The sequence below is a fragment of the Sedimentibacter sp. B4 genome, assembly GCF_000309315.1.
Lineage (GTDB): Bacteria > Bacillota > Clostridia > Tissierellales > Sedimentibacteraceae > Sedimentibacter > Sedimentibacter saalensis.
The window spans coordinates 76,211-89,315 of sequence record NZ_CANG01000010.1; the positions used below are offsets into that span (position 1 = coordinate 76,211).

The 13,105-nt window shown below is 35.1% G+C and carries 11 protein-coding genes; 6 read left to right on the forward strand and 5 right to left on the reverse strand.

The window, feature by feature from the left end; translation table 11 throughout:
• From lepA to gpr, 3 genes are all read right to left on the reverse strand, one after another.
• The gene (gene lepA, locus BN358_RS02275) at positions 1-1,806 is read right to left on the reverse strand and encodes a translation elongation factor 4 (RefSeq protein ID WP_019227710.1); all 1,806 of its coding nucleotides are present in this window, start codon (positions 1,804-1,806) and stop codon (positions 1-3) included.
• A gap of 65 nt (positions 1,807-1,871) precedes the next feature.
• Positions 1,872-3,044 carry a stage II sporulation protein P gene (gene spoIIP / locus BN358_RS02280; RefSeq protein WP_019227711.1) on the reverse strand — a complete coding sequence of 391 codons (1,173 nt, stop codon included), beginning with the start codon at positions 3,042-3,044 and terminating at the stop codon, positions 1,872-1,874.
• Positions 3,045-3,141: 97 nt separating this feature from the next.
• Positions 3,142-4,071, reverse strand: coding sequence for a GPR endopeptidase (gene gpr, locus BN358_RS02285; protein ID WP_019227712.1), 930 nt, complete (start codon positions 4,069-4,071; stop codon positions 3,142-3,144).
• Positions 4,072-4,300: 229 nt separating this feature from the next.
• On the opposite strand from gpr, the gene rpsT reads away from it, so the two are divergent.
• On the forward strand, positions 4,301-4,564 hold the full coding sequence (gene rpsT, locus BN358_RS02290; RefSeq protein WP_019227713.1) for a 30S ribosomal protein S20: 264 nt from the start codon (positions 4,301-4,303) through the stop codon (positions 4,562-4,564).
• A 188-nt stretch (positions 4,565-4,752) separates the two neighbouring features.
• On the opposite strand, the gene holA is transcribed toward rpsT, so the two are convergent.
• Both holA and BN358_RS02300 read right to left on the reverse strand, forming a co-directional pair.
• The gene (gene holA, locus BN358_RS02295; protein WP_019227714.1) at positions 4,753-5,784 is read right to left on the reverse strand and encodes a DNA polymerase III subunit delta; all 1,032 of its coding nucleotides are present in this window, start codon (positions 5,782-5,784) and stop codon (positions 4,753-4,755) included.
• On the reverse strand, positions 5,753-7,978 hold the full coding sequence (locus tag BN358_RS02300) for a DNA internalization-related competence protein ComEC/Rec2 (protein ID WP_019227715.1): 2,226 nt from the start codon (positions 7,976-7,978) through the stop codon (positions 5,753-5,755). The genes holA and BN358_RS02300 overlap by 32 nt, the downstream gene beginning before the upstream one ends.
• A gap of 204 nt (positions 7,979-8,182) precedes the next feature.
• Here BN358_RS02300 and BN358_RS02305 point away from each other — a divergent pair, with 204 nt between their 5' ends.
• The 5 genes from BN358_RS02305 (at position 8,183) to BN358_RS02325 (ending at position 13,080) form a co-directional block, all read left to right on the forward strand.
• Complete coding sequence (locus BN358_RS02305) at positions 8,183-9,145, forward strand: ribonuclease H-like domain-containing protein (protein WP_019227717.1); 963 nt, start codon at positions 8,183-8,185, stop codon at positions 9,143-9,145.
• A 689-nt stretch (positions 9,146-9,834) separates the two neighbouring features.
• On the forward strand, positions 9,835-11,211 hold the full coding sequence (locus BN358_RS02310; RefSeq protein ID WP_019227718.1) for a pyruvate carboxylase subunit B: 1,377 nt from the start codon (positions 9,835-9,837) through the stop codon (positions 11,209-11,211).
• Positions 11,212-11,220: 9 nt separating this feature from the next.
• The gene (locus BN358_RS02315) at positions 11,221-11,526 is read left to right on the forward strand and encodes an OadG family transporter subunit (protein WP_019227719.1); all 306 of its coding nucleotides are present in this window, start codon (positions 11,221-11,223) and stop codon (positions 11,524-11,526) included.
• 26 nt (positions 11,527-11,552) lie between these two features.
• Positions 11,553-11,933, forward strand: coding sequence for a biotin/lipoyl-containing protein (locus tag BN358_RS02320; RefSeq protein ID WP_019227720.1), 381 nt, complete (start codon positions 11,553-11,555; stop codon positions 11,931-11,933).
• A 10-nt stretch (positions 11,934-11,943) separates the two neighbouring features.
• On the forward strand, positions 11,944-13,080 hold the full coding sequence (locus tag BN358_RS02325; protein WP_019227721.1) for a sodium ion-translocating decarboxylase subunit beta: 1,137 nt from the start codon (positions 11,944-11,946) through the stop codon (positions 13,078-13,080).
• The last annotated feature ends 25 nt before the right edge of the window (positions 13,081-13,105 follow it).

The window sequence follows — 13,105 nt, forward strand, 5'->3', positions numbered from 1 at the left end:
CTAGTCTTCGTCAAACTTCAGTACGGCCAGGAACGCTTCCTGAGGAACCTCCACATTACCAATTTGTCTCATGCGCTTCTTGCCTTCCTTTTGTTTTTCCAGAAGCTTTTTCTTTCTTGTTATGTCGCCGCCGTAGCATTTTGCAAGAACGTCCTTCCTCATGGCCTTTACGGTTTCTCTTGCTATTACCTTAGTACCGATTGCTGCCTGAAGTGGCACTGCAAATAGATGTCTTGGAATAACGTCTTTAAGTTTTTCCACAATCCCTCTTCCTCTTTCATATGCCTTGTCAGCGTGGACTATTATGGAGAAGGCATCTACCAGCTCTGCATTAATTAGTATATCCATTTTTACAAGTTCTGATCTAACATATCCGCTTAATTCATAATCAAGTGATGCATATCCTCTTGTCTTTGATTTCAGCGCATCAAAAAAATCATAGATAACTTCATTCAAAGGCAGCTTGTAATGTAGTATTACCCTTGTTTTTTCCATGTATTCCATGTTCTCAAAAATTCCTCTTCGATTCTGGCAAAGATCCATTATAGGTCCCACATAATCAGTAGGAGTCATTATGGAAGCAGATACAATTGGTTCCTCCATATAATCAATTTCTTGAACCGGAGGCATGTTTGTAGGGTTCTGCAATGTTATCATTTCGCCGTTTGTTTTGTAAATTTTATAAATAACGCTTGGAGTTGTTGCTATAATGTTTAAATTAAATTCTCTTTCAAGTCTTTCCTGGATTATTTCCATGTGAAGAAGACCTAAAAATCCGCATCTGAAACCAAAGCCTAATGCTATGGATGTTTCAGGTTCAAATGTAAGAGAAGCATCATTAACCTGAAGCTTTTCCAGGGCATCCCTAACGGCTCCGAACTCTTCTCCTTCTGCAGGATATACCCCGCAAAATACCATTGATGTTACTTTTTTATATCCAGGAAGTGCAGCACTTGCCGGGTTCTCAGCATTTGTAATTGTGTCGCCCACCTGGCAGCTTCTTACTTCCTTCATGCTTGCACATAAATAACCAACATCCCCTGACAACAATGCGGTTGTTGGTTTTTGTGTTGGAGAAACTATTCCCACTTCTGTTACGTCAAAAGTTTTTCCTGTTGCCATCATTTTTATTTTATCGCCTTTTTTAACCTGGCCTTCTTTGACTCTAATGTAGGCAACAACTCCTCTGTAGCTGTCATAATATGAGTCAAATACCAAAGCTTTCAAAGGAGCATTTTCATCCCCTGATGGAGGGGGAATTTGTTTTACTATTGCTTCAAGAACCTGGTCTATGTTTATGTTGTCCTTTGCTGAAATCAAAGGAGCATTTTCGCAGTCAAGACCAATTACATCTTCTATTTCCTGTTTAATTTCATCAGGTCTTGCACTTGGTAAATCTATTTTGTTTATAACAGGAACAATTTCAAGATTCTGATCCAGTGCCAGATACACATTGGCCAAAGTCTGGGCTTCAATTCCCTGTGCCGCATCAACAACCAGCACAGCTCCTTCGCAGGCAGCAAGGCTTCTTGAAACCTCATAGTTGAAATCCACATGTCCCGGAGTGTCAATGAGATTCAAAGTGTAGCTGTTACCGTCCAAAGCCTTGTATAAAAGGCTTATGTTCTGAAGCTTTATTGTAATTCCTCTTTCTCTTTCAAGATCCATGTTGTCCAATACCTGCTCCTGCATTTCTCTGTGAGAAAGCAGTCCTGTATTTTCTATAAGTCTGTCCGCCAAGGTTGATTTGCCATGATCTATATGAGCGATTATCGAAAAGTTTCTTATGTACTTTTTTCTGTCCAAGTATTATACCTCCCTAATTAACTGGTAAGGGTATTATATCAAAAATTATGTAAATGTAAAAGAATTTATTTGCTTATTTCGTCAATATACTCAAGCAATACCTGTGATACTAAATCCGCTGAATATTGGGCTTCATCGAGTGTGTTAAGACTGCTTCCTATCTCAATTAGCATTGACTGATTGCTTAAGTACTGGTTGAAGTATGCTCCGGGTCTAACTATTATTTTTCTGAAAAGTCCCGGGTACATTTCTTCGGCAATGGCGTACAATTTGTCTGCTGTTTGTTTTACCTGTTCATAGTTACCGTTTTTGTCCCCCACTACCAGGGTACATGTTGCTGCTGCCCTGTCATTTATGTATGTTGTTTTTACCTGGGAAAGCACTGCTTCATACTCCGAATTTTCTTCAGCGCCGTCCCTGTGAATATCTATGAGTAAATTTTTTTTGCTGTTTGATAAAATTTGGCTTACAGCGTAGTTTGAATTGGCATAGGATGAATTGTAGTCAGGATAGTCGTTGTATTCCTGCAAATGTGTTAAATTAATTCCGTTTCCCTCTAGATTTGCAGCAATTATGTTTCCTATGCCTGTAACATTTTTACCTTCATCCAGAGATCTGTAGTTGCTCCCTTCATCCGGATAAAAGGATTCCGTGCCGTGGGTGTGGTAAATTATCAGATTTAAATTTTCATTAATAGAAGCAGCGTCTAAAAACAAATCTCTCGGACCGCTGCTCCTTGATGTTTTTGATTCCACAATCTTAAAAAAATCTTCTTTTCTGTTGTTTGCAAGATACACTGTCTTTTCGACATTATCGATATTTTCTTTACTTTCGTCGTAAATTTCAAGAGGCTTTTCATTTTCTGTTTTGCTGTCAATTGTCTTGAAAACTTCTTTTTCTTTATCATCATTTGTTTCAACTATCTTACCGTCCTGACTGCTAGTTTCATCCGTTTCTTGTTTTTCCTCGCTGTCATCGCTTCCTTCAGTATTTTCATTGAATGTTTTCTCAAGGAATATATTGAAGTAGGACATCATTTTATCAAGAGCGCTTAGCTGTTCGTCATTTTTGTCGTCACCATTGTAATTGATGGAAATAGTAGTAACCTCCTGCCCTTCCTTGCGCTTTTCCGACATGTTGTAAACATAGCTGTAGCCTACAAAAAGTATAGCCAGGCACAAGACAGACATCACCATGTAAAATTTTGTTCCACCCTTATTTCTTCTTCGTCTTTTCATGATTCAACTCCACATATTTTCACTTTTAGTAATATATTAATGTATATGTGTATTGTTTCCTGAATAACACTGTTATTTTTTACAATTGCATTACGTCTTACTCGTATCCCGGGTGAACAGCCTTGTTTATAGATTCAGCCAAAATTTCCGACAAATTTTCAATGAGTGAATCAACGGAACTTGGAGTTACAATTGATTCACCATACATGGGATTTAATATTTCCTTGATGAAAGCATGCTTTTCGTTGTATTCAAGATCGCTTAATATTCCCATTATCTGTCCTACGTCGTCGGTCTTATCGCGGAGAGCTTCCTCCATGGCTTCAATTGTGTCGTTTACAATTGTGGCAGTATCAACAACTGTAGGTATTCCAATAGCCACAACCTTTATTCCGATGGTGTCTTCGTTGAGTGACCCCTGCATGTTTCCGATACCAGAACCTGGCTCAATTCCTGCATCCGTTATCTGCACCACAGAACATAATCTTCTCATTTTTCGTGATGCAAGAGCATCTATTATAATAAGAAGAGTTGGTTTTATTTTTTCAACAACACCTATTATTGTATTTATTGTTTCAATTCCCGTTGTTCCCAGAACCCCTGGCTCAAGAATTGCAACCTCGTTAAAATCCTGATCAAATTCCTTGTTGTAAGCCTTGAAAAACTGCCTTGTAACTTTTATTTTGTCCAATGTCTTAGGTCCTAAAGCATCAGCAGTTATGTTTCTGTTTCCAAGACCAACAACCAGCACCCTTCCCCTCTCAAGTCCGGAAACATCCTTTATTGCCCCAGCCAATATTTCAATCACTTCCTGCCTGGACTGTTTGCTCAGGTCTTTGAGGCTGTTGGTTTCATAAGTAACATACTTCCCTTTTTTCTTTCCCACCTGCTTCTCGGCATCATCATCAAGAATTTCAAGTTCAATTACTTCTCCGTGGCTGAAGTTTCTTGTGTTAAGCTTTATTCCTTCAACTCTTTCTTTAAGAGATTCATTTGCTTCATATGCTAAATCCGTCCTGTAATACATCTTTCCTCCCATTTGATGCAAAAATTTTATTGTATTTTTATCATTTCCATATATAATAATATGTATATAAGATTTATTATTGAAATTTTTCATTTTTTTATTCTTTATACTTGATTTTTGTCAGAATTCCCTGTATAATTGGTTTGCTGTCAAAAATATTATCACTTATGCAAATAATGTGTTACAATATTAAGCGCATCTAAAAAGACTTTTGAAGGAGGTGAAGATTTTGGCAAATATTAAATCTGCAAAGAAAAGAATTTTGGTTATAAACAAGAAAACTGAAGCTAACAAAAGCAGAAAGTCTGAAATCAAAACATATATTAAGAAGTTTGAAGTAGCATTGGCTGAAGGAAACTTAGAACAAGCTAAAGAATACTTAACAGTATGTGAGAAGAAATTATATCAGGCAGCAGCTAAGAACACAATTCATAAAAAAGCTGCAGCTAGAAAAGTAAGCAGAATGACACTTAGATTAAATAAAGTTGCTTAAGTTTTAATTGGTGGGTCCTCCACCTCTGAAACTTTAGCCGCCATAAGATTCATCAACTAACCTCATAGTCTAGAATGTGGTGTTAGTTGATGAATCTCTGGAAAATAAAAAAACCGTTCTCGGTTTTTTTTATTTTTCGTAAGTTCCGGCAAATTAATTGCCGGAATTTTATTTTCTCTTTTAAAGCTTCACTTGATAATCCCATTAGTAATCAATTCCAAACCTATGCGGTTGTCAATTTCTCCGGTTTTAATCTTCTTGTCAATATCTAGAATTTCTCTCATGTATCCTTCGATTTTTTCCTTGCTTAATACTCTTGACTGTTTTGAGAGTTTAGTAGCAACGAAATTCTTTATTTTCATCCTTGTCATTATGTCATTTAAAGAATAACCCTTCTTGCTTAATACCACATACTGGTACAGCAATCTGTACTGCCTTGCAATCATGTGAATTATAAATTGCTCCGGCGTGTTGTTCAAAAGCATTTCTTCAAGAATTTCATAAGCCTTTTTCTTGTTTCCTTCGCATATGTAATCAACAAGTTTAAAAATGTTGCTTTCAACTGACTTAATCATCAAAAGTTCAAGGTCTTCCTGAGTTAATGATTTTTTTCCTTCATTATAAGAAGATATTTTTTCAATTTCATTATTCACGTGGTAAAGGCTCACAACACTTTCATATTCTAAATATCCGCAGTTGTTGGCAAGATAGTCGGCATCCTTGAGATTTACGTCAATGTTATGTTTTTTAAATCCGTTTACTATGTACTTGGAAAGTTCTCCTTCAGTTAATTTGTTTATTTCAAACAAGCCGCCAATTTCCTTGATTTTTTTTACAGCCTTTTTCCTCATGTCAGGCTTGCCTCCCTTTATGAGAAAAAACGCTATGAAGGAATCATTGTGGTCAATCATGTCTAAAAGCTTTTCTTCTTCCTTTTTTCCAAGGCTTCCCGTTGAAGTCAAAAAAGATGCTTCCTTTACAATGCAAAGTTTCTTATCAGCCATGAAAGGAAATGTAGCGGCAAATCCATAAAAATCATCGAAGCTGTTTTCGATTTTTTCTGCTTCCATGTAGTTCATGCTTTCATAGTTTTCATCAACATAATTGTCTTTTGCTTTCTTAACTGCCATGTCTATGTAATATTCCTCCGTGCCGTAAAGAAGCACAAAGTTTGGAACCTTATTCTTATCAATTAAATCTGTTATTATTTTGTAGCTCATAGCACTCCTCTTTTTTAATCCACATCCATGCCAATAGTGCAATAAATATGAACAGCTTTGGGATTATCAGTTCAAAATATAGTCTGTAGTAGTTTTCTGAACTTTCACCTGTATATGTATTATAATATAAATTTCCATCTTTTAAAACAAAATTTATTTCTCCATGCTCAAAGGTTGAAAGAACCTTGCTGCCTGAAGACTCATACCTTTTTACAACATCAGTATCCGGTATGCCATAATTGTTTTTTCCGTAGCTTAATACAGAAATTTCAGCTCCGGACTTCTTAACAAATTCTTCAGTTGAAGACGTGCTGCTCCCATGGTGAGGCACAATTAATATAGTTGATTTTTCAATATCTTCAATAACAAATCTTTCAACATCACCTTCAATGTCTCCGGGAAGAAGAATGTTCATGTTCATATAATTAAGCATTAAAACCAGCGAAGAATTATTTTTCTTCTTTGAATAATAACTTTTTTCAGGCCACAACACATGGATTTTAAAATTTTCATCAACATTAACCACTCCGCCTTTTTCTACAGGCATGGCAGTAATAAATTCTTCATTTTGGGAAGAAGAAAATAAATTCCTAACATTTATGTTGTTTTGTATGTCAGCTAATCCTGAGCAGTGATCCTGATCCCAATGACTTATGAAAATACAATCAACATTTTCTACCCCATGCTTTACAAGGTAAGGAACAGCTGTATATTCTCCGAAACCTCTCTTTGAACTTCCGCAGTCAATTATAAAGCAAAAATCTTTGTACCTGACTGTAGTGAACAATCCCTGCCCTGCATCTGCAACACTGAAATACAAATTAGTATCAAGTATTGGATAAATTGCATAGATAACAACATAAAAACTTATGAGGACACTAAAAACAAATTTTTTAATGGAACAGTTCTTGTGGTCCGCTAAATACAAACATAAAAACAATGCAGTGTAAAAAAACATGATTTCAGAAAAAGACATAGATCTTACAACTATTCCATTAAATGCAAAATTGTCAGAAAAATAAACCAGGTATCTGAGAGATGTTAAGATTAGATCAAAAATACGAAAAGGAACTGTGAGAATAAAAGAAAACATTCCGTTTAAAATCAGGAGCAAAAATCCCCATGCCAGAATAACAGTGAAAACAGGTATCAAAATAATGTTATAAACTATACCCATGAGTGGAACGTAGTTGAAAAAATATGAAATTACCGGCAATGTAAGTACCTGCAGGAAAATATTCATACATATATTTCTTAAGAACTTTTTTTCTTCAGGAATATGTCTTGAAATAAATCTGCTAAACAATATGAAGCTTAAAGCAGCAGAAAATGAAAGAAGAAATCCTGCATCAGAAAGCCAGTAAGGGTTGTACACTGTAAGAATAAGGGCTGCCATACCTATGGCATTAAGAGAGCTGTACTTTCTGTACAAAACCTCTGAACCAAACAACAAGCTGAACATTACAAGAGATCTCATTACTGAAACAGGAAATCCAATGAGAAAACCGTAAAACCATATTAAAGACCAAGACAGTATCCAGCTCATCCTCCTGCTTATACCTAAAGACATAAATACAAATAACATGAACCCATACATAATAACTATATGTGTGCCTGAAACAGCAAAAATATGAGCAAGACCCATCTCCTTTATTCCATTGTATAAGTCTTCTTCCAGGTAATCTGACTCGCTTAATATTATTGACAATACTATGTCTGCATTTTTACGGCTCAAATTGCTGTAAAATGTGTTCTTGGTATACTCCTTGAATTTTAATGACACTTCATTTAATAAAGAGAAGTCTTTTTTTATAACAGAAACTTTACCTTCCGCAAAAATAACAGCATGAATTTTTTTACCTCTTAGATAATTCTTGTAATTAAATAAAAGCTTGTTTTTGGAAAAATCAGTTCTCTGGATACTCCCTTTTATTTCAACGAGGGAGTTTTCTGCAATTTCAGTATTTTTATCAACATACACAATTGTGTTTTCACGGCTGTCAAGTTTCTTCCCGTCAATTGTCAGTACCGCTGCATTGTAGCTTAGGTAATCAGAATGGGATAAATTTTTGCTTTTTATTTCTACTCTTACACTCATATTTTCATTAATGTGTTGTGCAAGAACAGAATTTGAATTATAATTACAGTTGACTGCGGACAATAAAAGAAATGCAATAATTACAGAATTGTACATAAACTTTTTCGTAACAAACGAGTTATATATGAGCAAAGCAAAAACAAGTGTAAAAAAGAAAACTGAAAAATCTCAGTTCATATGCAATTATTCCTGCAGCATAAAACATAAAAATGGAAATTAATATATACATGCATACCACTTAATATTTTATCAGATAACTTTATATTAATCAAAATAATTTTTCTTTATAAAGGGAGCCTCATGATAGTAAACTCAAACGAAACAAACATAACAGCAAGCAAAGAATTACATAATCTGTTAAAACAGTCTGTTTTTCTTGACATAGAAACAACCGGTCTTTCCAGGCAGTTTTCTGACATTATATCAATTACCATTCTTCTTAATGAAGATAATGTGTACAAAATATACCAGATTTTCTGTCAGTACAGTGTGGACGAGCCCCAGGCTCTGAAACTTTTAAAGGATTTAATTAAAAACAAGAATTTCATAATAACATACAACGGCAACAGCTTCGATATCCCTTTTCTATCCTTTAAAGCACAAAAGCATGGCGTAGATTTAAAACTAGATGCCATGATTAAAATAGATCTGTACAACTACCTTCGCCAGATTAAAAATAAAGTTGATATTCCGGACCTTAAACTTAAAACAGCAGAGGAATATTTTAAAATTAACAGAACAGACACACTATCTGGAGAAGATGTGACTGTTCTTTATGAGGCATACAGATTAGAACCAAGAAATGAATTTTCATTTCTCATAATGCAGCACAACTATGAGGATGTTTTAAATCTTCCCATTTTGATGAACAATATTTTAAACCTTTACGATGATGTTTTTTACTTCAATAACCTCATAGTAAGGATTAACAACAGTAACTTTTGTATCAAAAAGAATTCTTTGGTAAGCAAATTCAACATTATATCGAACCTTAAGGCAGATTATATCCATCCATCGATAAATTTTAATTTAAACGTGAATATAAGCTCTCAGACAATGGATTTAGATATTCCTGTAGGTTTTTTCAAAGACGTATCCATAAGTGAATTTTATTTCGTTGATAACAATGAGTACAATCTTAAGTCCTACACTGCCATCGAAGGAATAAAAAGAAACCTCATGCCCATAAAATTAAACGGCAAAATGTATTACGACAATATCCTGGGCCTGACCAAAAGCATTTTGTATTCCATATTCCAATAATAACTTAATAAAATAAACCATCCATTAAAGACTGTAATTTTACAGTCTTTAATTTTTTAATCTATAATCTACCTTACTTCATTTAGCAAGTATAACTCCGTTCTTTAATTTATTTAGTAAGGTTTCTGATTTTGTTTCCTCATTTTGCATTCAAATCGTCATAATGCCTTGAAATTTAAACATCTCTAAGTATTTTTATTATTATTCAACCACATTTTATCCTTATTTTTGAAACTTTTTTACCTTATTGATTTTTTTATTTAACTTAAGTTTGGCGTGAGTTTATTATTTTAACTTGTATTAAAAATATACAAACTTATAAATAGGTTTTATGTGTTTATTCCTAAAATAATTAGGCAAAAAGCGCTTTTTACTATTGACACCCCAAAACTATTGTTATATAATCATTTTAAGTTGAGACTCTTAATATTATAATGTTCATTTATAAAACATCAAATTATTAATCAGAACTTTCAACAATGCAATTTATAAAACAAGGATAAAATCAAAAATGCTAATTTCCACATATGACTTTCAGTAAATTGCATTTATATATAATGATAATACTGCAATAATATCAATATGTCAGTATTATCATATTAATGAAGTAATTCCGAGCTGGAATTAAAGCTTTTTATATAAATAAAATTGCATAGCAAGGCTATGACTATTATGCTAGGAGAAGATATATGAAAGTAAACATAACCGAAACGATTCTGAGAGATGCCAATCAATCTTTAATTGCAACACGTATGCCTTTTTCAGATTTTGAGGGAATTTTAGAAACATTAGATCAGGCAGGATACTATTCTCTGGAATGCTGGGGAGGCGCAACATTTGACTCATGTTTGAGATATCTTGACGAAGATCCATGGGAAAGATTAAGAAAAATCAAATCTAAAGTTAAAAATACAAAACTTCAGATGCTCTTCAGAGGTCAGAACATTTTGGGATACAAACACTATCCTGATGATGTTGTTAGAAAGTTTGTTGCACATGCAGCAAAAAACGGCATAGACATATTCCGTATATTCGATGCCCTCAATGATTTCAGAAATATTGAGACAGCAGTTGATGAAGTTAAAAAGCAAGGTAAACATGCGCAAGGCTGCATATGCTACACAACAAGCCCTATACATAACCTTGAAAAATATGCTGCAATGGGAAAACAGCTTGAAAAAATGGGTGTTCATTCAATCTGCATAAAAGACATGGCCGGAATTATGGGGCCTCAGGAAGCTTATGACCTTGTAAAGGCTCTTAAGGAAAGTGTAAAACTTCCTGTATATCTTCATACTCATTCAACAACAGGCCTTGGACCAATAACTTACACAAAAGCTATTGAAGCAGGATGCGACGGAATCGACACAGCAATTTCTTCATTTAGCGGTGGAACATCTCAGCCTCCTACAGAAACAATGAATTATGCAATAAAGCAAATGGGATATGAAACTAGTCTTAATGAAAAAACTTTAAAGAAAATAAATGATTACTTTAAAACTTTGAGAACAGGATATATTTCATCAGGCCTTATGGATCCATTTGTTATGGGAACAGAAACTGACGCTCTTGTTTACCAGGTGCCAGGCGGAATGCTTTCAAACCTTATTTCACAGCTGAAGGCTCAAAATGCAATTGACAAACTGGAAGAAGTGCTTGAAGAAACACCAAGAGTAAGAAAAGACATGGGCTATCCTCCTCTTGTAACTCCTATGAGCCAAATGGTAGGCGTTCAGGCTGCTACAAATGTTCTTTCAGGCGAAAGATATAAAACAATATCAAAAGAAATAAAATCATATGTAAAAGGTGAATACGGTCAGGCTCCTGGAGAAATTGATTCTGAACTTATGAAAAAAGTTTTAGGAGACGAAAAACCAATGACACACAGATTTGCAGATGATATGGAACCGGCATTTGAAAAAAATAAAAAAGAACTCAAAGGAATTGCGAGAAACGATGAAGATGTTCTTTCATACATTGCGTTCCCACAAATAGCTGAAACATTCTTCAAGAAAAGAGAAGAACGTGAATCAAAGACTGTTAATTACACAATTACAAGAAAGTAGGTGAACAGAATGGCATTTTCAGAAAGTTTATTGGTTGCACTGTTCTGTTGGGCAGTAGTATTTAGTGTATTAATAATTCTGTTTGCAATAATTAGGACATTCTCATTTGCTTTAAAATTACTTCCAAAAAAAGTTGTAGAAGTACCAGCAGCTGAAGTTGCTGCTGTTGAAGAAGAAGAATTTTCTTCAGGAACATTAAAGTTAAAAGATGTGGATGAACAAACAGCTGCCATGATAATGGCAATTGTAAGCGACGAATCAGGAATACCACTTTCAGAGCTAATATTCAAGTCAATAAAACAAATTGCTGCTTAGCAATTATTATTTAAGGAGGAATAGAAATGATATATGTTGTTAATATAAATGATAAATCTTATGAAGTAGAAGTAGAAAAAGGAAAAGCAAACATAGTTAAAACTACGACAGTTGCTGCTCCAGCTCCAATAGTTCAGGCGGCTCCAGCCGCAGCTGCTGCTCCTCAAGCTGCAGCTCCTGCAGGAAACGTGTCAGGGGAACCAATAAAATCCCCAATGCCTGGTGCAATACTTGATGTTAAGGCAAGTGTTGGAGCCACTGTAAAAAAAGGACAGCTCCTTTTCATACTTGAAGCAATGAAAATGGAGAATGAAATTTTCTCTACAATTGATGGTGTTGTTTCACAGATTATGGTTTCAAAGGGTTCAAGCGTATCAACAAATGACATCCTGATGGTAATTCAGTAAGGGGGAAAAAATGTTTATTGAATCAATTATAAAACTACTTGCAGACTCAGGTTTCGCAGCACTTACATGGCAGTCCGTTGTTATGATAGCAGTATCTTGCGTCCTTATATACCTTGCCATAGTAAAAAAGTTCGAACCTCTTCTGCTTTTGCCGATAGCTTTCGGCGTACTGCTTGCAAACATGCCGTTAGCAGATTTAATGGCTGCACCTCCAAGTGCATCTGAAGCTGGCGGGTTGTTATACTATTTGTACTTTGGAGTAAAAAAAGGAATTTATCCTTCACTAATATTTCTTGGCATAGGTGCCATGACTGACTTTGGTCCATTAATAGCAAGACCGAGCAGTTTATTCATGGGTGCTGGTGCACAGCTTGGCATAAGCATTGCTTTCATCATAGCTGGAGTGCTTGGATTCACACCGGCGGAAGCATCATCAATTGGTATTATAGGAGGAGCGGACGGTCCTACAGCTATTTATCTTACTTCAAGACTTGCTCCCCACTTATTGGCTCCTATTGCCATAGCTGCTTATTCATACATGGCTCTTATTCCTCTTATTCAGCCTCCGATTATGAGAGCACTTACTACTAAGAAGGAAAGAGAAATTAAAATGGAACAGCTTCGTGAAGTGTCCAAGCTTGAAAAAGTTTGTTTCCCAATATGTGTAACAATATTCTGCGTTCTTTTGCTTCCTTCAGTAGCTCCTCTTCTTGGAATGCTAATGCTTGGAAATCTTTTCAAAGAATCAGGAGTTGTTGATAGACTTTCAGACACTGCACAAAATGCAATGGTTAACATAGTTACAATTTTCCTTGGATTGACAGTTGGAGCAACTGCAGCAGGAGAACAATTTTTAAAACCTGAAACATTAAAAATAATAGCACTTGGTCTTACAGCATTTGCATTCAGCACAGTTGGCGGACTTTTAATAGGAAAGCTAATGTGTGTACTTTCAGGTGGCAAGGTTAATCCTTTAATAGGATCTGCAGGAGTTTCAGCAGTACCTATGGCAGCCCGTGTATCACAGGTTGAAGGTCAAAAAGCAAATCCTTCAAACTTCCTTCTCATGCATGCAATGGGACCAAATGTAGCAGGAGTAATAGGCTCAGCTGTGGCAGCAGGAATTCTTCTCTCTCTGTTCGGTTAAAATAATTAAATAATAAAAATACATC